Source organism: Chachezhania sediminis, assembly GCF_009765275.1.
GTDB classification, from domain to species: domain Bacteria; phylum Pseudomonadota; class Alphaproteobacteria; order Rhodobacterales; family Rhodobacteraceae; genus Chachezhania; species Chachezhania sediminis.
Genome location: NZ_VOPH01000003.1, coordinates 703,898 through 728,592, shown reverse-complemented (window position 1 = coordinate 728,592; position 24,695 = coordinate 703,898). Strand labels below are relative to the sequence as shown.

Sequence of the window (24,695 nt, the reverse complement as noted above, 5' to 3'; positions counted from 1 at the left end):
CACGGATCAATGGAATTATCGACGTCATCGGATCCCCCCAGACCGGACCGAAACCGTATTCATTCGGATTTTGGCGGTCAAAGTTAAGTCTGCATCAGTCAATTGATTCAGATCAACTCTGATCGCGTTAATCTGCCCAAGGTTTCCGCGCAATAGCGCCACCAAGGATTGTCATACGACTCCTTGGCACAATGACTTTTTTACGCTGGAAACGGGAATAAGGGGATGGGGAAAGAATTATGAAACAACGGAAGACCTTTCTGTCCGTGGCCGCGGGTCTTGCCTGCGCGACCGGGATGGCGGATGTCGCGGTCGCACAGAATGTGACCGGGGCGCCGAATGCCACGACGACGATCGACGGTCTGCAACTGCCGCCGCCTCAAATGCCCTTCGGGGGCGAGATCGGGCTGACCGCGGGCGATTCCACCCAGTGGTGGCCGCCGCGCGTCGTGCCCCCGGCCGAGGCGCCGAATGTCCTTCTGATCATCACCGACGATTCCGGCTGGGGCATTCCCAGCACCTTCGGCGGCATCATCCCGCATCCGACAATGGATGCGCTCGCCGCCGACGGCCTGCGCTTCACGCAGATCCATTCCACGTCGCTCTGTTCGCCGACACGGGCCGCGCTGATCACCGGCAGGAACCACCACAACGCGGGTTTCGGCGTGATCTCGGAACAGGCGACGGGTTTTCCGGGCTACAACTCGATCATCGGGCCAGAGAAGGCGACGGTGGGCCGGATCCTGCTGGACAACGGCTATAACACGTCCTGGTTCGGCAAGGACCACAACACCCCGGCATTCGAGGCCAGCCAGAGCGGACCCTTCGACCAGTGGCCCACGGGCATGGGGTTCGAATATTTCTACGGCTTCGTGGGGGGCGACGCCAACCAGTGGCAGCCGAACCTCTTCCGGAACACCACGCAGATCTATCCCTTCGAAGGCAAGCCGGGCTGGAACCTGATGACCGCGATGGCCGACGACGCCATCGACTGGATCACCAACATGCACCAGATCGACCCGTCGAAGCCCTTCTTCGTCAAGTTCGCCCCGGGCGCCACCCATGCGCCGCACCATCCCACCAAGGAATGGGTCGACAAGATCAGCGCGATGCACCTGTTCGACGACGGCTGGAACAAGCTGCAGGAACGGATCTTCGAAAAACAGAAGGAAATGGGCTATTTCCCTGATTACGCAGACCTGACGCCCTGGCCCACCGACTATATCAAGAACTGGGACAGCCTGACGGACGAAGAACGGAAACTGTTCATCCGTCAGGTCGACGTTTTTGCCGCCTATTCCGCCTATATGGACGATGAAATCGGACGCGTGGTCCAGACGCTGAAAGATATCGGCGAATACGACAACACGCTTATCATCTATATCAACGGCGACAACGGCACCTCGGCCGAGGGCGGAGAGCTGGGCACCCCGAACGAGGTCGCCTTCTTCAACGGCCTGAACCGGATCCCCGTCGAGACGCAGATGAAGTGGTACGATGTCTGGGGGACCGAGGCGACTTACAACCACATGGCCGTCGGCTGGACCTGGGCCTTCGACACCCCCTATCCCTGGATGAAGCAGATCGCGTCGCAGCTGGGTGGCATCCGGCAGAACATGACCGTCACCTGGCCCGCCAGGATCACCGACAAAGGTGGCCGGCGCGACCAGTTCCTGCACGTGATCGACGTGGTGCCCACAATCCTGGACGTGGCCGGCATCGCCGCCCCGCAGGAGGTCGACGGCATCTCGCAGGTGCCGATGGACGGCAAGAGCTTTGCCTATCTGTTCGACCCGGCCCAAAAGGATGCCCCACCGCCGCGCGACACTCAGTATTTCGAGATGTTCGGTCAGTGGGGCCTGTGGCACAACGACTGGTTCCTGGCCACCAAGGTCAACCGCGCGCCCTGGGACGCCTTCGGCCCCGGCAACCCGGATCCGCTGAACAATCAGGTCTTCGAACTCTACGATCTGAAGACCGATCCGACCCAGAGCCACAACGTGGCCGCGGAACACACCGACATGGTCGAGACCCTGAAGGAAACCTTCATCCGCGAAGCCACGAAGTACAACGTCTTCCCACTCGATGCCTCGGTCGGTCCGCGGGTCGCGGCACCCCGGCCCAACATCACCGCCGGGCGCACGGAATTCGTCTATACCAGGCCCATGACCGGACTGCCGCAGGGGGATTCCCCGAGCATCCTGAACGCCTCCTATACGATCACGGCCGAACTGGACGTGCCGGAAGGCGGGGCGGAGGGCATGATCCTGACCTCGGGCGGGCGGTTCGGCGGCTATGGCTTCTACCTGCTGAAGGGCAAGCCCGTGTTCCTGTGGAACATGGTCGACCTGGACCGGATCAAGTGGGAAGGCCCCGAGGCGCTGTCGCCCGGCAAGCACGTGGTCGAATTCGACTTCGTCTATGACGGGATCGGTGCCGGCACCCTGGCCTTCAACGACATGAGCGGCGTGGGCCAGCCCGGAACCGGGACGCTGAAGGTCGACGGCAAGGTGGTCGATACGAAGAAGATGGCCCACACGATCCCGATCATCCTGCAATGGGACGAAGCCTTCGACATCGGCTCGGACACGCTGACCGGCGTGAACGATGCCGATTACCTGCCGCCCTTCAAGTTGACGGCAGGGCTGGGCAAGCTGACGATCAAGGTCGACCGCCCGGAACTGTCCCAGGCCGACAAGACCCGGCTTGAAGCCGCCATGAAGCGCGCGGCGGACTGACAGAACTCCGCAGGGCCGCCGGATCCCCCATCCGGCCCTGCGCCCCCGGTCGGTCCGGCGATCCCCCCGGACGCCATGGATCGACCGGACCAACCATCCAGGAGTTGAACCCCATGTCAGGTGACATGAACCACCGATCCCCCGGACAACCGGGAATGTTCGACCGCCGCCGCATGCTGGCCATCGGCGCAGCCTGCGCAGGTGCTGTACAGACCGGCACGCCTCTTCTGGCCCAAACGCAGGACGGGGCGACAGCCGATTTCCTGTTCGTCCAGACGGCCAGCAGTGTCGCCTATGACGCCGCCGGCCGGCAGCTGACCCTGCGCGGCGTCAGCCCGGTCACGCTGTTCTTTTCCGACCGCCCCGACCGGATCGCCGGCAACATGACGACGGCAGACTTCGTGCCCTTCTGGGGCCAGGGCAGCGACAGTTTCCTGGTCGATCCGCCCAATGCCGACCTGTCCGTGCTGGAAGACGGCAGGCTGGTCCAGACTGTGGTCACGCTCAGCGCACCACGGCTCGACGGGCAGGATCTTCACTACACTGCCGACATCCTGTCCGGCCCCCCGCCCGATATGGGACAGAACGTATCGTTGTTCATCGACGTGATCGGCATGCCGCGGACCCCGCTGTCGGTGGCCGGGGTGGATCGGCGTTCGTTCAGGCGCGCGGTTCTTTATTGAAGCCCGCCCCGCCGGCGATCCACCAGGAAAGGAGAATGGACATGCGTGTCATGCATGCTGCAAAGGTCATCGTCCTCGGGGCCTGCATCGCGGTGCCGGTTCCGTCCCCTGCCCGCGCACAATCATCCGGCTGGACCTACGAGGGGACGCTGTATCTCTTCATGCCCCGCACCGAAACGACCCTGGCCACCCCGTCCCGGACATTCGACAGTTCCCTCAGCTTCAGCGACGCCCTGGCCAACCTGGACTTCGCGTTCATGGGGGCCTTTGCCGCCGAAAACGGGAAGTTCAGCATCCTTGCGGATTACCTCTACAACGACCTGTCCTTCGGGAACACGACCCCGGGCCCGGCCTTTTCGGGCCTCGATACCTCGGTCAAGACCCAGATCCTGAACGGGTACGTGGCCTACCGGGTACATGACAGCGCGAAAGTGGCAATCGATGTCGCAGGCGGGTTCCGCTGGTTCGATGCCCGGGCCTCGATGACCTTGCAACCGGGCGCGGCGCCGGGCCGGGCCGCCTCTGTCAGTTCCAGCTGGACAGATCCGGTCGTCGGAGCCCGCGCACGGTTCAAGCTGTCCGATACGTGGTCCAGCACCGCCTTTGCGGACTATGGCGGTTTCAGTTCCGACAGCGAGACATGGCAGGCTTTGCTGACCTTCGACTATGCCCTGACCGACAAATGGCTGCTTCGGGGAGGATATCGTCATATCTCGGTGGACCATACCGACAATGGAACCCGGTTCGAGTTCAGCCAGTCCGGCCCGGTCCTCGGAGCCGTCTACCGGTTCTGAGGTCCCAGGCGGCATATGGGAGGGGCCGAAAGAAACCTCTCCCGTACATAGAATGCTCGACCATTGAGCATTTTTCATGTGACTTCCAGTTTTCGCAGCCTGCCCCGAAAAGGCCCGCTTCGCTGAAATCCGGCAGCGCCCGGGTGTCACGTGCCCGGCGAACGACACGTTTGGGAAAGCCCCACAGCCGTGGGTGTCGACCCGGACCGAAACCCGGTCAGCTCCCGGCGCGGCCCGCATGGGTCGGCCTTGCTGCCAAACCTGCGCCGCTTCGGCGCGATGCTGCAGTTTCGCAGGCGAGAGGCGAGGTGGGCCGGGGCGGGCGTCGCGTGCGCCCCGGGACACCCCAAGACAGGGACGGGCGGACCGCGCAGGCCCCGGCCCCGCCTACCCCGACATCGGACGCGGCATTCTGCGCCGCCTGCAGGACTTTTATCGTTTGACAACGATCCCGCCTGAACGAAGGCTTTGGCAAGGGACAGCGTGGGCCGCCTGGCCACGTCCGCCGGTTCTGCAGGTCCCGGCCTGCGGATGCCGCCCTCATAACCAGAAAAAAGATTTCGACAGCGAGGATAATATGAAGAACCGCCTTTACCTTCCACGTCGCACATTCCTGAAAGGCACCGCAGCAGCAGCCGGCACGACGCTTTTCGCGCCCTCGGTCCTGCGCGCCCAGACCAAGCTGACGGTGGCGGGTCTGCATTCGTCGCCGGTGGAAAACGCGTGGAACTCGCGCCTGCATCAGGCCATGGTCGACGCGGCCGAGGCCGGCGCCATCGACTATGTCTTTTCCGAAGGCGTGTCGGCCACCGACTATGGCCGGGCCGCGCGGGAATATTGCGAACAGGGCGTTGACCTGATCGTGGGCGAAGCCTACGCGGTCGAGCAGGAAATCCGCGAGATTGCCGCCGATTACCCCGACGTGGCCTTCCTGATGGGATCCTCGGGCCAGCCGTCGGGCGACAATTTCGGCGTGTTCGGCACGTGGAACCACGAAGGCGCCTACCTGGCGGGGATGCTGGCGGCACCCATGTCGGAAAGCGGCGTCTTCGGGTCCGTAGGCGCGATCCCGATCCCCGAGGTCAACATGCTGATCAACGGCTTCCGCGAAGGCGTGAATTCGGTCCGGCCCGACAGCGAACACCTGATCGGCTTCATCGGCACCTTCTTCGATCCGCCCAAGGCACGCGAGGCGGGGCTGGCACAGATCGACGCGGGGGCCGACATCCTCTTCGGCGAACGGATCGGCACCGCCGACGCTGCCAAGGAACGCGGGATCAAGGCCATCGGGTCGCTGATCGATTATACTCCGCGCTATCCGGAAACGGTCTTTGCCAACGCGATGTGGTATTTCGATCCGCTGCTGGCCGCGGCGGTCGAGGACAAGCTGGCGGGCAACCCGACGGGCAAGAACTACACGCCGTTCTGCCTGATGATCCATGGCGGCAACGACATCCTGTTTTCGGCCGACATGGTCCCCGCGGATGCCATCGGCCCGATGGAGGAGGTTCGCGCCGCGATCAAGGCCGGCACCTTCGAAGTGCCGATCGACTTCAGCGAACCGACCTGACGGTGACAGGGGCGGTTCCAGCCGCCCCGGTTTCCCATGTCAGCACAATGACGGCGCCCCTTGCCCTTGAACTGACCGGCATCACCCGCCGCTTTGGCCCGGTGCTGGCAAATGACGACATCTCCATCTCTCTGGCGGTCGGAGAGGTGCTGGCCCTGCTTGGCGAAAACGGCGCCGGCAAGACCACGCTGATGAACATCCTGTTCGGGCATTACATGCCGGATCGGGGATCCGTCCGGATCCACGGGCAGGACATGGTGCTGGGACGTCCGCGCCATGCCATCGCAATGGGCGTGGGCATGGTGCATCAGCATTTCTCGCTGGCGCCGAACCTGACGGTTCTGGAAAATGTCATGACCGGGACAGAAGGGCTCTGGTCTCTGATCAGCCGCACCGCGAAGGCCCGGGCCAAGCTGGCGGACCTGGCGGAGCGGTTTTCCCTGAAGGTCGATCCGGACGCCTTTGTCGGCGACCTATCGGTCGGCGAACAACAGCGGGTCGAGATCCTGAAGGCCCTTTATAACGACTGCCGGATCCTGATCCTGGACGAACCGACAGCAGTCCTGACGCCGCAGGAGGCCCAGCACCTGTTCCGCGTGCTGCGCACCATGGCGGCAGAGGGGCTGTCGATCATCTTCATTTCGCACAAGCTGCACGAGGTCATGGCGGGGGCCGACCGGGTGGTCGTGCTGAAATCCGGCCGGGTGGTGGCGGAACGGTCGACCGCGGCCACAACCAAGGCCGAGCTGGCCGAACTGATGGTGGGCCGGCAGGTCCAGCGCCCGGCCCGCGTTGCAGCGACGCCCGGGGCGGTGGTGCTGAAGACCCACGGGCTGTCCCTGACCCGCGGCGGTCACACCCGGTTGAAGGAGGTCGACCTGTTCCTGCGCGAGGCCGAGGTGCTGGGCATCATCGGCGTTTCCGGCAACGGTCAACGGGAACTGGCACAGGTTCTGTCGGGGCTGGCCGTGCCCACGTCCGGCGCCATCGACCTGTTCGATGCACCCGCGGGCACGCTGACGCCCGCGCGGCTGCACTCGCTGGGCGTCGCGCGCATCCCCGAGGATCGGAACAGCGAAGGGGCCATCGGATCGATGACCCTGTGGCAGAACGCGGTGCTGGAACGGATCGGGGACGACCGCTTTTCGACCGGCGGCGTGGTCAGGGCCGGTGCCGCGAAACGCTATTGCCAGCAGATCATCGACGATTTCGATGTCCGCGGCGGAACACCGGCGACCGAGGCGCGGCTGTTGTCGGGCGGCAACCTGCAAAAGTTGATCCTGGGCCGGAACCTGGCCGAAAATCCGCGGATCCTGATCGCGGCGCAACCCACCCGGGGCCTGGACGAAGGCGCCATTGCCGAGGTTCACCGCCGTATCCTGGAAGCCCGCGCTGCGGGAACTGCGGTGCTACTGATTTCCGAGGAGCTGGAAGAGACGATGGCCCTGGCCGACCGGGTGCAGGCCATCGTCGGCGGCCGCCTGTCACGCCCGGTGTCGACCGAAGGGCTGGATGCGCAGGCCTTGGGGCTGATGATGGCGGGCGAATGGAAGGGGTTGGAAGATGCGCTTTGAACGGCGGGAACACCCCGTGGCCGCGATCACGCTGGGCGCACCGCTGGTGGCGGTGGCCCTGTCGCTGGCCATTGCCGGCATCCTGATCGCACTCGCCGGGGCGCCGGTCTTTGCCTCCTACGCCGCCATCGCGAAAAGCGCCTTCGGCAGCCGGCTGGCGATCACCGAAACCCTGACCCGCGCGATCCCGCTGATGCTCACGGGGCTGGCCGCCGCCGTGGCCTTTCGCGCCAAGGTCTGGAACATCGGGGCCGAAGGTCAGCTGTATGCCGGCGCGCTGGCCGTGGCGGCCGCCGGGCTGGCGCTGAACGCTCCGCCCGGCATCACCATCCCCATCCTGATCGCCGTGGGTGCCGTGGCAGGCATGGTGCTGCTGCTGATCCCCGTGGCGCTGCGCCTGCGCTTCGGCGTGGACGAGGTGGTGACGACGCTGCTTCTGAACTTCATCGTCCTTCTGTTCGTGTCGATGATGGTCGAAGGCGTGCTGAAGGACCCGATGGCCTTTGGCTGGCCGCAATCGGTACCCGTCCCGGGCGAGGCGCGGCTACCCCGGCTGGTCTCGCGGTCCAAGCTGCACCTGGGCCTGATCATCGCCGTTGCCGTCGCAATCGGCGTCTGGGCGCTGAACCGCTTCACCGTCTTCGGCCTGCGATCCAGGGCCGCCGGCGAAAATGCCGAAGGCGCGCAGTTCGCCGGTGTCTCGCTGCCGCGGACGCTGCTGATCGTGGCCTGCCTGTCCGGCGGGCTGGCCGGCATGGCCGGCGCGGTCGAGGTCATGGGGGTCAAGGGCTTCGTGTCGACCGCGCTGTCGCCCGGTTTCGGCTATTCCGGCATCGTCGTCGCCATGCTGGCGAACCTGCACCCCATCGGCGTGATCTTCGCCGCGCTTTTCGTCGCCGCGATCTTCGTCGGTGCCGACGGGATGAGCCGCACGATGGGCGTGCCGACCTTCATCGCCGACGTCACCGTCTCGCTGGCGCTGTTGACCATGCTGATCGCGCTCTTCTTCGCGGCCTACCGGGTGACGAAATGAGCGAATATCTGGATATCCTGCTGACCGTCGGCCTGTGGTCGTCCGCCCTGCGGATCGCGACGCCGCTGGTCTTCGGGACGCTGGGCGCTCTGATCTGCGAACGGGCCGGGGTGCTGAACCTCGGCATCGAGGGGATCATGACCTTCGGCGCCATGATCGGCTGGCTGACGGTCTTCTTCGGCGCCGACCTGTGGACCGGCGTCATGGTGGCGGCCCTTTGCGGCATGGCCTTCGGGCTCCTGCATTCCGGGCTGGCGGTGGTGCTGGGGCTCAGCCAGCACGTGGCGGGGCTGGGGATCACGCTATTTGCCTCGTCGATCAGCTATTACATTTTCCGGCTGGCCGTGCCGGTGCAGGGCACGCCGCCCACGGTCGAACCGTTCCAGCCCTGGCCCGTGCCGGGGCTGTCGGACATTCCGTTCCTTGGCCCGACGCTCTTCACTCAGACGCCGCTGACCTACCTGGCGATCGTCCTGGTGCTGGTCGTGGCCTGGACGATGAACCGCACGCCGCTGGGCCTGGCAATCCGGATGACGGGCGAAAACCCCCATGCAGCCGAGGCGCAGGGACTGGACCCGATCCTGATCCGGATCGGCGCCGTCTGTGCGGGCAGCGCGATGATGGCGGTGGGCGGCGCTTACCTGACGCTGGCCGCGTTCTCCAGCTTCTTTCCGACCATGGTGCAGGGTCGCGGCTGGGTCTGCATCGCACTGGTCGTCTTTTCCATGTGGCGGCCGATGCGGGCACTGCTGGGGGCAATGCTGTTCGCGCTGTTCGATGCCTACCAGCTGCGGCTTCAGACCGTGGCGGGCAAGGCCGTGCCCTATCAGCTGTTCCTGATGCTGCCCTACATCCTGTCCATCGTAGCGCTCGTGGCCATGTCCCGCCGCGCGCGCGTGCCGCGGGCGCTGATGAAGCCCTATCGGCGGGGCGAACGCTAGCGGGCCCCTGCCCACCCCGCCGAGTCCGGTCGCCCGGTCCCGTGATCACCGCGAATGACCGCCCCAATGATCGGATGAAACATCATTTTCACCATGTCCTTGCCCCGTCCCCTTCCTGTAGTGGAGGCGGGAAAGCCGCGTGTCGGCAGGGCGCCGGCCGGACCGGCCGCCGATGGCGCGCCAGACAGCGCCCATTTCGGGATCTGACACACCGGGAGATACGGGACATGGCGGACGGGATGCGGCTTCGCGGCCTGACCCACGTGGAGGGCGACTCCGACCTGCCGGAACGGACCTCTGTCGCAATCATCGGCGGCGGGATCGTCGGTGCGATGGCGGCGCTGGTCCTGGCGGAACAGGGCGTGCCGGTGTGCCTGTTCGAAAAGGGCAGGATCGCGGGCGAACAGTCGGGCCGGAACTGGGGCTGGGTCCGCAAGATGGGCCGGCAGGCCGCCGATATCCGGCTGGCGATCATGGCCGACGGGATCTGGCCCACGCTGGACGCCCGTACCGGGCACGCGATGGGCTATCGCGTCAACGGATCGATCTATCCCTGCGACACCCAGGCCGAGGTCGAACACCACCGCAAATGGCGGGACGAGATCGGCCGCCCCGCCGGCGTCGACAGCCGCATTCTGACGTCGGACGAGACGATGGCCTTGCTGCCCGGCTGCGTCCGCCCCTTTGCCGGCGCGCTTTATACGGCGTCGGACGGATGTGCCGAACCGTTCCACGCAGCGCCGGGCATTGCCCTGGGCGCGCGGACGCAGGGCGCGAAGATCTTCACCGGCTGCGCCGTGCGCGGGGTGGAACGGTCGGGCGGCAGGATTTCGGCCGTGGTGACGGAACGCGGCACGGTCGCCTGCGATGCGGTCATCCTGGCCACCGGCGCCTGGTCGTCCCTGTTCCTGCGCCACCTGGGCCTGCGCCTGCCGCAACTGCGTCTGCGGGCCTCGGTGGCCCAGGTCGAAGGCGTGGGCGATGCGCCCGACATCTGCTGCAGCGCCAGGGACGTGACCTTTCGCAAGCGGCTGGACGGGACATGGACCTATGCAAGGCGCAGCTTGAACACGACCGACATCTCGCCCGATCACATCCGCTATTTCTTCGATTTCCTGCCGATGCTGCGCCAGAACCGCGACATCATCCGCCTGCGCTGGTCGCTGGCGGGGTTCCGGGCCGCCTGGCGGGACGACCGGCGGTGGAAGGACACCGACCAGACCGTCTTTGAACGCATCCGCGTGCTGGATCCGCCGGGCGATCCCCAGATCCTGTCCATGGGGCGGCAGGGCCTTCTGGACGCCTTCCCGGCCTTCCGGGACATGACGGCGGTGCAGGACTGGTCGGGCTTTATCGAAGGCACGCCGGACGGAATGCCGGTGCTGGGTCCGGCAGCGAAGATCCCCGGGCTGGTGATCGCCACCGGTTTTTCCGGCCATGGCTTCGGCATCGGCCCCGCCGTGGGCCAGATCGCGGCGGAACTGGCAACCGGCGCCACCCCGTCCGAAGACATCCACCCCTTCCGTCCGGGCCGCTTCCGAAAAGCGTGAAATGAACACTACCCGCCCGGCTTGTTAGCAAAATGGGCCGAAAGGGGTGGTTCAGGCCCGCCACGGCAGATAAAAATGGCCCAACTTGCGTCGGAAATGGCCAGCAATCGGAACGAAGCGATTCTGGACGGTTCGGGCGGCAACCCTTAGCCTGGCCGCGCACAACGCTGCCCTGCACAACCGCGCGGAACCTCCGATGACCCTGCCCACCATTGCGTCCCTGTGGATCGGCGGCAATCTCAGCTACCTTGAACAGCTTTGCCTGCAATCCTTCGTGGATCACGGGCACCGGACGATCCTTTACACCTATGGGCGCGAGGTCGGGAATGCCCCGGCCGGGGTCGAGGTGATGGATGCCGAGGCGATCTTTCCCACCGACACGATCATCCGCCACCGCGCCACGGGATCGCCCGCATTCCATGCCGATGCCTTCCGCTACAAGATGCTGGAGCTGCAAAACGTGGTCTGGGTGGATGCGGACGTGCTGTGCATTAAGCCCTGGGATTTCGATGGCCAGTTCATCTTCGGCTGGGAAACGCCGGGCAAGCAGGTCTGCAACGCGGTGCTGGGCCTGCCCCGGTTCTCGCGCACGCTGAAGCGGCTGAACGATTTCTGCCGGAACGAATACCCGATCCCGCCCTGGGCCCAGAACCCTGAGCGCATCCGCCTGGAAGCGGCCCGCGCCGTCGGCGCACCCGTCCATGTCAGCGAGCTGAGATGGGGCGTCTGGGGGCCTTCTGCCCTGACCCACTTCCTGCGCGAAACGCTGGAAATCGAATACTGCAAGCCGCAGGAAACCTTCTATCCCGTGGACTTCAAGGACCGGCGCGACCTGCTGCGCCCCGACGACCGGATCGACCGGCGGCTGGGCGATGGCACCTATGGCGTCCACCTGTGGAACCGGCGTCTGCGGCAACGGTTGCTGGAATTCGAAAACGGTGTCCCGAAACCGGCCAGCTGGCTGGGGCGGATGCTGGACCGGCACGGCATCGACCCCCAGGACGCGCCGATCCCCGAAGAACCGCCCCATGCCGAGGAGGCAAAGCCCGTGGCACCCACCCCGCAAGTCGCCCCGAAACCCAAGGCAGCCCCCGCCGCCGAAGCCGCCCCGAAACCGCGTCCGCTGGATGCCGAGGGCGCCGCGCGCGGCCAGGTCTATGCCCAGGCCCTTCCCGGCGTGCTGGCCCGACAGGCGGCAAATCCGGTAGCGATCGACCCGACCCTGCCGACCGTCGCGTCGCTGTGGATCGGCGGGTCACTGTGTTTCCTGGAACAGCTCTGCCTGAAGAGCTTCCTCGATTTCGGCCACCGCACGGTGCTTTACACCTATGGCGAGGTGACCGGCGTGCCCGAGGGGATCGAGGTCCGCGACGCCAACGACGTCTTCCCGATCGAGAATTACATCAAGCACAAGGACAGCGGCTCTCCCGCGCTGCATTCGGACCTGTTCCGCTACAAGATGATCGAGCTCGAGGACGTGATCTGGATCGACGCGGACGTGCTGTGCATGAAGCCGTGGCGGTTCCCGTCCAAGCATGTCTATGGCTGGGAAAAGCCGGGCAAGCTGGTCTGCGGCGCCGTTCTGGGCTTTCCGAAGGGGTCCCGTGCGCTGGCCGAACTGTCCGATTTCTGCCGCGACGAATACCCGATCCCGCCCTGGCATTCGGCGGCAGAGATCGCCGAGCTGGAAGCGCTGAAGGCCGCCGGAAAGCCGGTGCATGTGACCGAGCTGAAATGGGGCGTCTGGGGCCCCTCGGCGATGACCTATTTCCTGGAAAAGACCGGCGAGATCGCGGAGGCGCTGCCGCAGATGGCCTTCTACCCGATCTCGTTCAAGAAGCGGCGGCAACTGCTGGAGCCGGGCGACATCATCGACCGGCAGCTGGATGACGGTTGCTATGCGGTGCACTTGTGGAACCGCCGCATCCGTCGCCGGATCATCACCGACGAACATGGCGTGCCGCATCCCGACAGCTTCCTGGGACGCGCCCTGCTGCGCCACGGGATCGACCCGGTGAAGGCGCTGATCCCAGACGTGCCGCCGCCTTCGATGCAGGCGGCGAAGGCCGAGGACACGCCCGAGCCGAAAGCGGACCCCAAGGCGGCCCCCAAGACTGCCGCCAAGGCTGTCCGGGCGGCCGGCACGGCGCAGGCCGAATTGCCGGCCGACCAGGCAGGCGGGACCGCGCATTCCACACAGATCGCCGGTGCCTCTGTCTCGGTGAACCTGCCGACGGCCGCGGGCGACATGCCGGTCATGCAGTTGCAGCAGACGGCTCCGTTCCAGCGGGCCATCGACAGCCTGGAAGGCCGCACCGGCACCCTGACCGACGGCCTGCCGCCGCTGGACCAGCCAATCAGCCACGACAACATCGTCGTCCTGACCTCGATGAAGAACGAAGGGCCGTTCATCCTGGAATGGATCGCCTATCACCGCGCCATCGGGGTGAAGCACTTCCTTGTCTACACCAACGACTGCACCGACAACACGAACGACATCCTGAACCGGCTGGACGAGATGGGCATCGTCACACGGGTGGACAATCCCTGGAACAAGGACAGCAAGAACAAGCCGCAGCACGTGGCGCTGAAGGACGCGATGACCCGGCCCGTGATCCAGAACGCCGACTGGGTGCTGACCATCGACGTGGACGAATTCGTGAACATCCACGTGGGTGACGGCACCTTTGCCGACCTGTTCCGCGCGACGAACGATCCCAACGTGATTTCCTTCACGTGGAAGTTTTTCGGCAACGGCGGCGTCCACGGCTACGAAGACCGCCCGGTGATCGAACAGTTCACCCGCTGCGCCCCGGAATTCATCCCGAAGCCGCGGCTGGGCTGGGGCTTCAAGTCGATGATCCACCGTTCGGCCCCCTATACCAGGATCGGCGTCCACCGCCCAATGCATATCGAGGACGAAGAGGCCGTCGACCGCGTGCGCTGGGTCAACGGATCGGGCCGCAAGATGCCCGAGATGCTGCTGACCAACAACGGCTGGCGGTCGACCAAGCGGTCGCTGGGATATCGGCTGGCGACGCTGAACCACTATGTCCTGCGGTCCGCCGAAAGCTTTCTGGTGAAGCGCGACCGCGGCCGGGTGAACCATACCGATCAGGACCAGGGCATCGATTACTGGGCGCGGCGGAACTATGCGACCGAGGCCGACGACCGGATGCATGCCCGCCTGCCGATGCTGAACGCCGCGCTGGATGCGCTGATGGCCGACCCGGCGCTGGCCGCCCTGCACCGGCAGGCAGTCGACTGGCACCGCGCCAAGATCGACAGCCTGCGCGCCGACGAAGGCTATGCCGAGCTCTACCGCCGGATCACCGATGTGCCCTACCCGGATGCAATCTATCTGACCAAGTCCGAAGGCGAGGACGACGAGGACCAGGCGCAGGACGACGGTCCCGGCGTCGCCATCCCCGAGCCCGAAGCCGAAGGCATGACAGAGGCGCAGCGCGAGGCACGCCTGGCTGACCTCGTCGCGATGATAGAGGCCGCGCAATCCGGCACACCCTATGTCCCGGTCATGCCGCCCGTGGCGGCCCCGACGCCGGTCGCGGCCCCGGTGGCAGATCCTGCGCCCGTGGCACTCGGGCAAACCGTGGTCGTCGCGGCGGATACGCCAATGGCGGTACCCGTCTCGCCGGCCGTTACCGGAGCCGGTTTCCAGCCCGGCATGCCGCAGCCCCCGATCTTCGGCGACGGCGCCGGCGCTCCTCGCTATTCCGAGGCGCGCCGCCACGTCGCCCAGAACGGCGGCTTCTTCTGGGAAGGGCCGGAGAATGCGCTGATGTTCATGCCCGGGTCGCGCAAGCTGGTGGTGACCTTCGACAACCTCCACGTTGTGCGCACCGAGGAACAGCGGTGGCCCTGGGGGCACGAGTTCCTGTCGGAGGGGCTTGGCGCTTCGGTGCTGGGGGTCATGGCCAGCCAGCGGAACTGGTTCCGGCACGGCTTTGTCCACGATGCCTTCGACGCCCTGCGCGACCAGCAGTTCTTTTCCCAGTTCGACGAAGTACTGTTCTATGGCGCCTCCATGGGCGGCTTCGCGGCGCTGACCTATTCCCGCTGCGCCCCGGGCGCACGGGTTCTGGCGATCGCACCGCAAAGCACGCTGGACCCGACCAGGATGCCCGACGACACCCGCTGGGGCTGGACCCAGAAGCTGGACTGGACCGACCGTTATGGCGACGCGGCGGATCCCGGGACGCTGGATCATGCGCGGGATGTGGTCGTGATCTCCGACCCCTATTTCGCACCGGACAGCGCCCAGACCGAACGGCTGGCCGGGCCGGCCCTGCGCCATCTGCGCATGCCGTTCTTCGGGCATCAGCTGCCCAATGCCTTCGTTCAGATGAACATCCTGAAACCGATCCTGAAGAACATGCTGGACGGCACGCTGGACGACGCCCACTTCTATCGCCTGATGCGGGCCCGGCGCGACCTGCCCCGCTATCAGCACGACCTGCTGATGGAAGCCGAACGCCGCGGCCACCTGCGGCTGGCGCTGAGGGTGTGCGACTACACCCTGGCCCGGCGCAACGCGCGCAACATCCGCGCCACACGCGAACGCATCCTGGCCGATCTTGGCATGACGGCAGAGGGCTGATCATGGCGCGGCGCATGATCGTCACCTGCATGAAGAACGAAGGGCCCTTCATCCTGGACTGGATTGCCCATCACCTGGGCACGGGTTTCGACCATTTCCTGGTCTTCACCAACGATTGCGACGACGGCACGGTGGAGCTTCTGGACCGCCTGGCCGATGCCGGCGTCGTCACCCGGATGGACAACCCCTATCTTCAGATGAAGAAGGCCCCCAACCCCCAGCTGGGCGCCCTGCGCTTTGCGGGCCAGCTGCCCCTGGTCCAGCAGGCGGAATGGCTGATGGTGGCCGATGTCGACGAATATGTCGATGTCCACGTCGGCGACGGCACGCTTGAGGCGCTGTTCGATGCGACCGGTCAGGCCGATGCCGTGTCGATGCAGTGGCGCCTGTTCGGCAACAATGACGTCGACATCTTCGCCGATGCGCCTCTGGCCGGACAATTCACCCGCTGCGCCCCGGAATTCTGTCCCGCGCCGATCCAGGCCTGGGCGATCAAGACCCTGTTCCGCGGCCTGACCGCCGGCGGTGGCCGTTTCGGCAAGATCGGGGTGCACCGCCCCTATGGGCCCGACATGGACCTGCCCCTGCGATGGGTCAACGGCTCGGGTACGCCCGTGCACGAGGAGTTCCTGGAAAGCGGCTGGCGCTTCGGCATCCGCGATCACGGCTATGCCATGGTGACGCTGAACCACTATGCCGTCCGGTCGGCCGAAAGCTTTCTGGTCAAGCGCGACCGGGGCCGGGTGAACCATGTCAGCCGCGACCAGGGTCTGGCCTACTGGCTGCGGATGAACTTCAACATGGAACGGTCGGACAGCATCCGCCGCCACGATGCACGGCGCGATGCGGCCCGCGCGGGTCTGGACGCGCTGCCCGGCGTCGCCGCCGCCCATGCCGAAGCGGTCGCGCGCCACCGGGCCAAGATCGCCGAGCTGCGATCGCGCGAGGACATGGCGGCCTTCTATGCCGACATCACGGATCCGGGCCGCAAGCTGCTGTCGCGGCACCTGAACATGCTGAGCCGCCAGGATTTCGACGAAGGGCTGAGCACGCTGCCCCGCGATCTGATCCAGCGGCTGTCCGCCGTGCCGGTGCTGGACTAGGCCGCCGTACAAGGCGGCGGCCCCGCAGCCCGTGGGCCCCGACCGATCCCGCTGTGACCGATCCGGCGGAGATCACGAACTGCGCCGGATTTCGGCACATCTCTTCTTCAGAGGCGCTCCATATAGACCGGGCGCAGCGGGGCGATGGCCGCGCGCGCCTCGGCCGAGGGGGCGCCGTAGACCGTCATCCTTTGCGGGCGGATCAAACCGAAGAGCCACCCCGCATAGCGGGCATTGAAACCCACCACATGGGTCAGCAGTGCAGCGTCGTCGGCATAGCTTTCCAGGATGTGGCAGGTCGTGCCGTCCGGGCTGATGAACCAGTCATATAGGACACAGCCCGGTTCGGTGGCACGGACATGGGCCACCATCTCCTGCATCAGGGCGGTCAGGTCGGCGCGGGTGCCCTCGGACACCGCGGCCTCCATCACCCAGGTGATCGTGTCGGACATGGGCAGACTCTTTCTAGCGTGGCAGGTGGAAGACGCCGACCAGGAACAGGGACAGCGCGGGGAAGGCGATCAGCAGGCCCAGCCGGATCAGGTCGGCGACGATGAAGGGCCCGACGCCGGCATAGATCGTCGACAGCTTCGTCTTGGGCAGCATCGCCTTCATGACGAAGACGTTCATGCCGATGGGCGGCGTGATCATCCCGATCTCGATCACCATGACGGTCAGCACACCCCACCAGATCGGGTCATAGCCATAGCCCAGCACCAGCGGGTAGACGAAGGGAATGGTGATCACCATCGAGGAGATCGTTTCGAAGATCGACCCCAACACCAGGTACATCAGCATCAGCAGCAGGATCACCGCATAGCCCGGCAGGCCGGTGTCGCGGATGCCGTTCACGATCAGCCCCGGCAGGCCCGAAATCGTGACCGCATAGGTGAAGATCGAGGCGCCGATGGTCATCAGGTAGATCATCGAGGTGGTGGCGGCGGTTTCCTGAAGTGCGCTCCAGAAGCCCGGCATGGTCAACCGGCCGCGCAGCAGCGCGATCAGGAAGGCCAGAAAGGCGCCGACGGCCGCGGATTCGTTGACCGAGAAGACGCCGGCATAAATTCCGCCGGTGACCGCGACCATCAGAAGGACCGCGGTCCAGCCGTCGCGCAGCGCATGCAGCGTTTCCGACCAGGGCTGCCGGTCGCCGGCCGAGGCCAGCTCGGGGTTGCGGCGGACCAGGATTAGGATCGTCAGCACATGCAGGCCTACGGCCAGCAGGCCGGGGATCAGGGCCGCCACGAACAGCGTCTTCACGAACTGTTCCGTCAGCACGCCGTAAAGGACCAGGATGATCGACGGCGGGATCAGCATGCCCAGCGTGCCGCCCGCGGCGATGGACCCGGTGGCCAGCCGTTCGGAATAGTTGCGCTTCATCATCTCCGGCAATGCGATCCGGGTCATGGTGGTGGCCGTGGCCACGGACGACCCGCAGATCGCCCCGAAGCCCGCGCAGCCGCCTATGGTGGCGACGGCCAGACCGCCGCGGATATGGCCCACCAGCGCATAGGCGATGCGGTAAAGGTCGGCGGACAGGCCCCCCGCCGTCGCGAAACTGCCCATCAGCAGAAACAGCGGGATCACCGCGAGTTCGGAACTGCCGACCTTGCTGACGGTTTCGGTCCCGAAAAGCGTCATGGCAGGTCCGAGGCTGCCACGGATCATGGCGAAAGTTGCCACGCCCGCCACGCCCATGGCGACGCCGATGGGCACGTGCAGCACGATCAGGACCAGCATCAGCCCCATGCCGATCAGTCCAAGCACATAGGGTTCCATCTCAGGCCTCGTGATCGCGGGATTGGTGGCCAAGCGCTTCGGCCACGATGACGAATAGCTGGGCGGGGACGCAGACCCAGAAACAGGCGCAGGCGACCCACCACCAGGGCGCGATGGGCAGGTTCAGCACCATCGAGTATTCCTGGCTGGCCGTCAGCCGCTGGGCATAGAGCGTGACGTAATACGCGATAGCCAGGAACATCAGCCCGGTCATCAGCGCGCCGAAGACCTCCAGCACGCGGCCTGACTGCCGGGGCATGATCGGGCCCAGGAAGGCCACCTTGATCTGACGGCGTTCCAGCAGGCCCGCCGGAAAGCACGAGGCGATGACGACCACGGTCAGAAGCCCCGCGATGTCGGTCGCGCCGCGGATCGGGCGACCGGTCAGTTCGCGGAAGACGATGTCGAGGACCGACAGCCCCGCGATCATCAGCAGGAACAGCACGCCCAGTATGGCGGCGGCGCGGGTCAACAGCAGCAATGGCCGTTCGATACGGTGCACGTTGGAAATCCTTGCTTTGGCATGTCGCGCGCCCGTCCTAAGGGGCGCGCGAGACGGCTGTCCCCGGGGTCAGCGGCTGCGGATATCTTCCAGCTTGGCGACATAGGCGTCGATCAACCCAGGCGAGGCCTTGGCCTTCACCATCTCGATAACCGGCTGGACGCGGTCGGCGATGACCGCCCGGTCGGCGTCCGACGGGATGACCAGCGTGTCGGTCTCGGATTCCTCCCACTGGGCCAGATTCTTCGCGATCGCCTCGCCATAGAACGTGGCCTGGCGATCGGCGATGTACTGGCCGCTTTCCGCCAGCACCTGCTTGGCATGGTCGTCCAGGCTGTCGTAGACACCGCGGTTCATGATGATCGTGAAGACCAGCACGCCCAGGTTGGCGTCATAGTGGTTGTGGGCCACGTCCGTCACCCGAAAGGTCCGCGCAACCGAGGCATCGGTCATCGCCCCGTCGATCAGACCGCGGTCGATGTTTTCCGCCATCTCGCCCGCGCCCATGCTTTGCGGCACACCGCCCAGGGCTTCGATCACCGCGGTCTGGATCTGGCCCGCGACGCGGATCCGCTTTCCGTCCAGGTCCGCCACCGTCGCCACCGGATCCTTGGTGTGGATCATGTAGGCGCCCGAGCTGTACATCGCGACGACGAAATAATCCTCGTATCCGCGCAGCAGGCCTTCCTGGTGCATCTCCAGCGCGGCCAGCGACCCTTCCCGGGTGTTCGACGCAAAGCCGGGCAGTTCGAAGATGTCGTAATCGGGGAAGACGCCCGGCGTATAGCTGGGCACCGTCAGCGCCAGGTCGGCGACGCCGTCCTTGACCATCTGTGCCTGCGCCATCGGGTTCCGCCCCAGCGTGCCGCCGGCATAAAGCGTGATCTGGACGTCGTCGTCCTTCGTCTGCTCGTTGAACCAGTCGACCCAGGGCTGATAGATCTTCTGCACCGTGGGCGAGGCCGCGGGCGGAAAGACCGCAAAGGCCAGGTCCCGCGCCTGCGCGGCGCTCGACAGGACGGCCAACGCCAGGCCGGCGGCCACTCCGGCTACACGGCCGGTGATCCTCATGTTCATTCTTCTCTCCTCCCTTATGGTTGCCTGCGTCGCCGGGCCCTCAGGCTCCCTGCCCGACGACGAAGGATGCGATGGTCGTGGTCGACCCGCCGATGTTCAGAAGGCCTACGCGCCGCGCGCCTTCGACCTGGCAGTCGCCCGCCTTACCCGTCACCTGCTTGAAACCGTCGAGCATCATCCGCACGCCGGTGGCCCCCACCGGGTGACCCAGCCCGATCAGCCCGCCCGACGGGTTGATCGGCAGCCTGCCGTCGGGGGCGATCACGCCCTCCTCGACCGCCTTCCAGCTTTCGCCGGGGGCCGTGATTTCAAAGCTGTCGATGGCCGCGTATTCGGTCATGGCAAAACAGTCGTGGGTTTCGATCGCGTCCAGCTGGAACGGGCTGTCGATGCCCGCACGGGCAAAGCTTTCGCGGATCGCCCTGTTCACATGGGGCAGCACGAAGCGGTCGTTGCGGCTTTCCTCCAGCTTGGCGGCCAGGGTCATCGGCGCCGTCCGGTGGCCCCAGCCGTCGATCCTGGCCAGATCCGACAGCTGCAACCCCCGGGCCTTCGCATATTCGGCGGCCCGTGCGGCCGAGGCTAAGAAGACAACCGCCGCGCCGTCCGTGACCTGCCCGCAATCGTTCCGGCGCACGCGGCCCTCGATCACCGGGTTGGCGTCGTCGTCCTCGGCGAAGCTGCGGTCGTTGAATTCCCAGGTTCGGGTCTGGGCATAGGGATTGCGGCGGCCGTTGGCATAGTTGATCCGCGCGATTTCCCCCAGGTGGTCATAGCTGACGGTGCCGTACTTCTCGGAATAGGCGTCAGTCAGATCGGCAAAGGCGGCGGGCCACAGATAGCGCGCATCGGTCCATTCCCGGCCCGCCCACGCGGCGGTGCCCAGATATTCCGTGGCACGCTGGCCCGGAACATTGCGCATGTATTCCACGCCCAGAACGGCGATCAGGTCATAGCGCCCTGCCTCGATCTCCGCCGCGGCCGACAGCACCGCCATGGAGCCCGAGGCGCAGGCGGCCTCGTGCCTTTGGGTGGGGATGCCGGACAGGTCGGGATGAATTTCCGCGATCAGACCGCCCAGTTGGCCCTGCCCGCAGAACAGTTCGGCCACGAAGTTGCCGACATGCAGCGCCTTCAGGTCGCGGGGTTCCAGCTGCGCGCTTTGCAGCCCCTCCAGCAGGACCTCGGCCATCATGGCGTCGATGCCCAGCCCCTCGCGGGCCCAGTTGCGTGCGAAATCGGTCTGGGCGCCGCCCAGGATATAGACGGGATCAGGCATGTATCACTCCTTCCTCGGCCAGCCAGCGGGCCAGCGCCTTGCGGTCCAGCTTTGCCAGCGGCGTGCGCGGCAAGGCGTCGATCAGTTCCAGCCGTTCGGGCCATTTGAAACGTGCCAGCCCGGCCCGGTCGCAAAAGCCCGTGACATCGGGCAGGGTCAGCGTCTTTCCGGGCGCCATGACAGCCACGACACAGACCTTCTCGCCCATCTGGGCGTCGGCATAGGCGGCCACTGCGACCTCTCGCACGCCGGGCAGGGCCGACAGCACATTGTCGAGCTCGACCGGGGAAATCTTCATGCCACCCCGCACGATCAGCTCGCGCGCGCGGGCATGAAAACGGATCAGCGCGCCGCAGTCCGAAATCTGGAACAGGTCGGCGCTGGGAAAGTACCCGTCCGGCGTGAACCTGGTCCGGTCGATCCGGCCGTTCAGGTAGTACCCGGGCATCAGGGCCGGCCCGCGCAGGTACATCTCGCCGATCTGGCCAGGTTCGGTGACCGGTTGCGCGGTGGCCGGGTCGACCAGCCGGAAACTGCCGCCATTGGCGGTGCGCCGTGCCGGGTCCCAGTTTTCGTCCCCGTCGCGGGGAAAGAAGCTGGCCCGTTTGCGGGGGTCGGCCACCGTCTGCGAAGACGAACACATCTGCGCCCCTTCGTTCGAGCCGAAGAAGTTCACCACCGGCACGTCGAACCGGTCCTGGAAGAAACCGAAGACCTCGGGATCCGGCGGGGCGGAGCCGGTGCCGATGGCCAGCAGCCGGTGCAGCGCCGGATGCAGGTCGGGATCGGCGGACCGGTCGCGCAGGTAGACCAGCAGCGTGGGCGCCACCATCGTATAGGCGATGTCCTCGGTCTTCAGTTGGTCCAGGAAGACGTCGACGTCGAAAGGGTGGTGCAGGAACATGGCGCCCGCGGTGCGCATCCAGCACATCATCAGCCCCCCCATCGCCGCCGCGTTCACGAAGGGGAACGGTGCAAGGATGCCCGCGCCATCGGGCAGATCCAGCAGCCGCCAGGCGCCCAGCGAACTGGCCATCATGTTGTTGTGGGTCTTGGGCACCGCCTTGGGCACACCTTCGGTGCCCGAGGTCCAGAAGATCGCCAGCAACGCGTCGGGATCCAGCGGCACCGGCTGTGCCGGTGCGCCCGCCGTGGCCGTCGACAGGTTCAGAACGCCCTCCGGCAGGTCGCTGCCGAACCCCATCCGCCGCACGGCCCCGGGCAGCGCGTCGATCCGTTCCGCATAGAAGGGCTTGCCCCGCAGCCGACCGACCGAGACATAGCCGTCGAACCGCGCCACCTGGCCCATGTCCCGCAGCTCGGCCGAGCGATAGGCGATCGACACCGGCGACAGGACCGCGCCAATCTTCCAGATGGCGAGATACAGAAGCACCAGTTCCGAAATGTTCGGCAGCTGCGTCGCGATGATCGACCCGGGGCCGAAGCCCTGGGCCTGCAGGACGGCGGCCAGCCGGTCGACCCCGGCCGCCATCTGCGCATAGGTCAACCTTTGCGGGGTGCCTTCGAAGATCTCGGCCCGGTTCGGCGGATCGACCAGCCCCAGCCGTTCCGGCGCGCGGGCGCAGGTTCCGGCGAAGAGGTCGGGCAGGGTCAGCTCTCCCCAGGCGCCCTCGGCACGGAAACGGGCGTGATCGGCGGGCGGGAACAGGGTCATGCGCACAGGCCCCGGGTGCGCAGGCGTGCGGCGTCGTATTCTGCCGCGAGCCTGTCGACGATTTCGGCCGCGGACTCGACCCGGTCGATCTTGCCCACGCCCTGCCCGGCCCCCCATATCCCGGACCAGGGCTTCACCGTTTCGTCCTGGCGGCCGGTGAAGTTCATGCGGGCGACCTTGAATTCCAGTTCCGCCGGATCCAGCCCCCTGGCCACCATCGACGGCTTCAGCATCGAGGCGCGCGCGCCGGTGAAGGCCCGCGTCACCATCAGGTCCCCGGCACTGCTGTCGACACACATCTGTTTATAGGCGTCGGAGGCCATGCTTTCCCGCGCGGGGATGAAGGCGGTGCCCAGATATCCGAAATCCGCCCCCAGCACCTGCGCGGCCAGGATCGCCTCGCCTGTCGTGATGGCGCCGGCCAGCGCGATGTAGCCGTCGAAGAACCGGCGCACCCGTTCGACGAAGACCAGCGGGCTGAGATCCCCGGTATGTCCGCCGGCACCGGTGCAGACCAGGACCAGCCCGTCGACACCTGCATCCGCGGCCTTCTTCGCCAGATCAACCGAAATCACGTCCGCAAAGACCAGCCCGCCATAGGCCTGCACCGTCGGCAGGACCGGTTTCGGGCTGCCAAGGGCGGTGATCACGATGGGGGGTTGATGTTCGGCCACCTGCTCCAGGTCTCTCGGCAGGCGGGGACTGGTCGAATGGGTGACAAGGTTCAGCGCCCACGGCGCGTCATCGGCTGTCAGCTGGCCCGCGATCCGGCCCATCCAGTCCCCCAATTCTGCGCTGGACCGCAGGTTCGGGGCGGGGAAGCTGCCGACGATTCCGGCCCGGCTGCAGGCCACGACCAGATCGGGACCGGATACCAGGAACATCGGGGCGGCAAAGGCCGGCAGGCGCAGCCGGGACAGGCGGTCTCGAACGGTCATGTGGCGGCGTTCTCCTTCACGCGGTTGGTCAGGAAATCGGCGATATGGGTGGCGACCACGTCGGGACATTCCAGCAGCGGCATGTGGCCAACGCCCGGGATCGGAACGAAGCGGCCGTCGGCCACGCCCTGGGCCACGGCCCGGCCGGCGGCGGGCGGGGTGACGGCGTCCTCGGTCCCTGTCAGGACCAGGACCGGGCAAGCGATCCGGCCCAGCCGGTCCGTCTGTTCGGGACGGCCCGCCAGCGCCACCTGGTGGGCGGCAAAGGTTTCAGCCCCGGTCGCCAGCGCCATGGAACGGAACGCATCCCGCAGGGCCGCGTCTGTCCGCCGGTCGGGCGCCAGCATCGCGTCGGCAATCCCGCCCAGCAGCCTGTCCAGCCCGTCGCGCCGCGCGATGGCAGCCATCTTGTGCCGCAGTCCCGCCGCGCGGTCGTCGTCGGCCGCGGCAGAGGTGCCGATCAGGATCAGTCCACGCACCTTGTCCGGCGCACGCAGCGCCAGGGCCAGCGCAAGGTAACTGCCCATGGACATGCCCGCCACAACGGTATCGTCTGTCAGAGAGGCCGCCATGGCATCGACCAGATCGTCGAACCGGTCCGCACGCGGCAGGTCCGGCACCTGCGCCGTGCGCCCCATGTGGTCCAGAGCAGGCGACCATACCGCGGGCGTGCACAGCAGCCCGGGCAGGCACAGCAGATCCTGCATGCGATGTCCTCCCTCTTTATGACTTTAGCTAGACCTAACCGAACCAACGGGTCAAGCAACAATCGATGAGTTTCAGAATAATGTTTTATTGATCGGAACCATAGGGGAATTTACGGGCCCATTCTCCGGCATCC

Annotated in this window: 18 protein-coding genes; 10 read left to right on the top strand and 8 right to left on the bottom strand. The window is 66.1% G+C overall.

Features of this window, described 5'->3' with window-relative positions:
* Positions 1-239 precede the first annotated feature (239 nt).
* The 10 genes from FQK05_RS12790 (at position 240) to FQK05_RS12745 (ending at position 16,604) form a co-directional block, all read left to right on the top strand.
* Positions 240-2,738, top strand: coding sequence for a sulfatase-like hydrolase/transferase (locus FQK05_RS12790; RefSeq protein WP_158967294.1), 2,499 nt, complete (start codon positions 240-242; stop codon positions 2,736-2,738).
* A gap of 155 nt (positions 2,739-2,893) precedes the next feature.
* Positions 2,894-3,421, top strand: coding sequence for a hypothetical protein (locus FQK05_RS12785; RefSeq protein WP_199252651.1), 528 nt, complete (start codon positions 2,894-2,896; stop codon positions 3,419-3,421).
* A gap of 41 nt (positions 3,422-3,462) precedes the next feature.
* Positions 3,463-4,215: a porin family protein gene (locus tag FQK05_RS12780; RefSeq protein ID WP_233270485.1), complete on the top strand. Its 753-nt coding sequence runs from the start codon at positions 3,463-3,465 to the stop codon at positions 4,213-4,215.
* A 577-nt stretch (positions 4,216-4,792) separates the two neighbouring features.
* Positions 4,793-5,785 carry a BMP family protein gene (locus FQK05_RS12775; RefSeq protein WP_158967292.1) on the top strand — a complete coding sequence of 331 codons (993 nt, stop codon included), beginning with the start codon at positions 4,793-4,795 and terminating at the stop codon, positions 5,783-5,785.
* 47 nt (positions 5,786-5,832) lie between these two features.
* Positions 5,833-7,359: an ABC transporter ATP-binding protein gene (locus FQK05_RS12770; RefSeq protein WP_158967290.1), complete on the top strand. Its 1,527-nt coding sequence runs from the start codon at positions 5,833-5,835 to the stop codon at positions 7,357-7,359.
* Positions 7,349-8,392 (top strand): ABC transporter permease, encoded by a 1,044-nt coding sequence (locus FQK05_RS12765; protein ID WP_158967288.1) that lies wholly within the window; start codon positions 7,349-7,351, stop codon positions 8,390-8,392. The genes FQK05_RS12770 and FQK05_RS12765 overlap by 11 nt, the downstream gene beginning before the upstream one ends.
* Positions 8,389-9,333, top strand: coding sequence for an ABC transporter permease (locus FQK05_RS12760; protein WP_158967286.1), 945 nt, complete (start codon positions 8,389-8,391; stop codon positions 9,331-9,333). Before FQK05_RS12765 ends, FQK05_RS12760 begins: the two co-directional genes overlap by 4 nt.
* Positions 9,334-9,560: 227 nt before the next feature.
* Positions 9,561-10,883 (top strand): NAD(P)/FAD-dependent oxidoreductase, encoded by a 1,323-nt coding sequence (locus tag FQK05_RS12755; protein ID WP_158967284.1) that lies wholly within the window; start codon positions 9,561-9,563, stop codon positions 10,881-10,883.
* A 196-nt stretch (positions 10,884-11,079) separates the two neighbouring features.
* Entirely contained in the window at positions 11,080-15,501 is a 4,422-nt protein-coding gene (locus FQK05_RS12750) for a glycosyltransferase family 2 protein (protein ID WP_233270484.1), read from the top strand.
* A gap of 2 nt (positions 15,502-15,503) precedes the next feature.
* Positions 15,504-16,604 carry a glycosyltransferase family 2 protein gene (locus FQK05_RS12745; RefSeq protein WP_158967282.1) on the top strand — a complete coding sequence of 367 codons (1,101 nt, stop codon included), beginning with the start codon at positions 15,504-15,506 and terminating at the stop codon, positions 16,602-16,604.
* A 107-nt stretch (positions 16,605-16,711) separates the two neighbouring features.
* On the opposite strand, the gene FQK05_RS12740 is transcribed toward FQK05_RS12745, so the two are convergent.
* The 8 genes from FQK05_RS12740 to FQK05_RS12705 all read right to left on the bottom strand — a co-directional run bounded on the left by FQK05_RS12740 (position 16,712) and on the right by FQK05_RS12705 (position 24,561).
* Positions 16,712-17,056: a putative quinol monooxygenase gene (locus FQK05_RS12740; protein ID WP_158967280.1), complete on the bottom strand. Its 345-nt coding sequence runs from the start codon at positions 17,054-17,056 to the stop codon at positions 16,712-16,714.
* Positions 17,057-17,069: 13 nt separating this feature from the next.
* Positions 17,070-18,383, bottom strand: a complete 1,314-nt coding sequence (locus FQK05_RS12735) for a TRAP transporter large permease (protein WP_158967278.1) — start codon at positions 18,381-18,383, stop codon at positions 17,070-17,072.
* A gap of 1 nt (position 18,384) precedes the next feature.
* Positions 18,385-18,885 (bottom strand): TRAP transporter small permease, encoded by a 501-nt coding sequence (locus FQK05_RS12730; RefSeq protein ID WP_158967276.1) that lies wholly within the window; start codon positions 18,883-18,885, stop codon positions 18,385-18,387.
* 69 nt (positions 18,886-18,954) lie between these two features.
* A complete protein-coding gene (locus FQK05_RS12725) occupies positions 18,955-19,962 on the bottom strand; it encodes a TRAP transporter substrate-binding protein (protein WP_158967274.1) in 1,008 nt (335 codons plus the stop codon).
* 40 nt (positions 19,963-20,002) lie between these two features.
* On the bottom strand, positions 20,003-21,241 hold the full coding sequence (locus FQK05_RS12720; protein ID WP_158967272.1) for an acetyl-CoA acetyltransferase: 1,239 nt from the start codon (positions 21,239-21,241) through the stop codon (positions 20,003-20,005).
* Positions 21,234-22,916, bottom strand: a complete 1,683-nt coding sequence (locus FQK05_RS12715; protein ID WP_158967270.1) for a class I adenylate-forming enzyme family protein — start codon at positions 22,914-22,916, stop codon at positions 21,234-21,236. The genes FQK05_RS12720 and FQK05_RS12715 overlap by 8 nt, the downstream gene beginning before the upstream one ends.
* The gene (locus tag FQK05_RS12710) at positions 22,913-23,854 is read right to left on the bottom strand and encodes an NAD(P)H-dependent flavin oxidoreductase (protein ID WP_158967268.1); all 942 of its coding nucleotides are present in this window, start codon (positions 23,852-23,854) and stop codon (positions 22,913-22,915) included. Before FQK05_RS12710 ends, FQK05_RS12715 begins: the two co-directional genes overlap by 4 nt.
* On the bottom strand, positions 23,851-24,561 hold the full coding sequence (locus tag FQK05_RS12705) for an alpha/beta fold hydrolase (protein WP_158967266.1): 711 nt from the start codon (positions 24,559-24,561) through the stop codon (positions 23,851-23,853). Before FQK05_RS12705 ends, FQK05_RS12710 begins: the two co-directional genes overlap by 4 nt.
* Between the last annotated feature and the right edge of the window lie 134 nt (positions 24,562-24,695).

Bases quoted from the DNA above. Each gene is read 5' to 3' on its own strand.
- FQK05_RS12770 (WP_158967290.1), top strand. From the start codon at position 5,833: ATGACGGCGCCCCTTGCCCTTGAACTGACCGGCATCACCCGCCGCTTT.
- FQK05_RS12740 (WP_158967280.1), bottom strand. From the start codon at position 17,056: ATGTCCGACACGATCACCTGGGTGATGGAGGCCGCGGTGTCCGAGGGC.
- FQK05_RS12755 (WP_158967284.1), top strand. From the start codon at position 9,561: ATGGCGGACGGGATGCGGCTTCGCGGCCTGACCCACGTGGAGGGCGAC.
- FQK05_RS12705 (WP_158967266.1), bottom strand. From the start codon at position 24,561: ATGCAGGATCTGCTGTGCCTGCCCGGGCTGCTGTGCACGCCCGCGGTA.
- FQK05_RS12750 (WP_233270484.1), top strand. From the start codon at position 11,080: ATGACCCTGCCCACCATTGCGTCCCTGTGGATCGGCGGCAATCTCAGC.
- FQK05_RS12780 (WP_233270485.1), top strand. From the start codon at position 3,463: ATGCGTGTCATGCATGCTGCAAAGGTCATCGTCCTCGGGGCCTGCATC.
- FQK05_RS12720 (WP_158967272.1), bottom strand. From the start codon at position 21,241: ATGCCTGATCCCGTCTATATCCTGGGCGGCGCCCAGACCGATTTCGCA.
- FQK05_RS12745 (WP_158967282.1), top strand. From the start codon at position 15,504: ATGGCGCGGCGCATGATCGTCACCTGCATGAAGAACGAAGGGCCCTTC.
- FQK05_RS12765 (WP_158967288.1), top strand. From the start codon at position 7,349: ATGCGCTTTGAACGGCGGGAACACCCCGTGGCCGCGATCACGCTGGGC.
- FQK05_RS12725 (WP_158967274.1), bottom strand. From the start codon at position 19,962: ATGAACATGAGGATCACCGGCCGTGTAGCCGGAGTGGCCGCCGGCCTG.
- FQK05_RS12715 (WP_158967270.1), bottom strand. From the start codon at position 22,916: ATGACCCTGTTCCCGCCCGCCGATCACGCCCGTTTCCGTGCCGAGGGC.
- FQK05_RS12790 (WP_158967294.1), top strand. From the start codon at position 240: ATGAAACAACGGAAGACCTTTCTGTCCGTGGCCGCGGGTCTTGCCTGC.
- FQK05_RS12760 (WP_158967286.1), top strand. From the start codon at position 8,389: ATGAGCGAATATCTGGATATCCTGCTGACCGTCGGCCTGTGGTCGTCC.
- FQK05_RS12735 (WP_158967278.1), bottom strand. From the start codon at position 18,383: ATGGAACCCTATGTGCTTGGACTGATCGGCATGGGGCTGATGCTGGTC.
- FQK05_RS12710 (WP_158967268.1), bottom strand. From the start codon at position 23,854: ATGACCGTTCGAGACCGCCTGTCCCGGCTGCGCCTGCCGGCCTTTGCC.
- FQK05_RS12785 (WP_199252651.1), top strand. From the start codon at position 2,894: ATGTTCGACCGCCGCCGCATGCTGGCCATCGGCGCAGCCTGCGCAGGT.
- FQK05_RS12775 (WP_158967292.1), top strand. From the start codon at position 4,793: ATGAAGAACCGCCTTTACCTTCCACGTCGCACATTCCTGAAAGGCACC.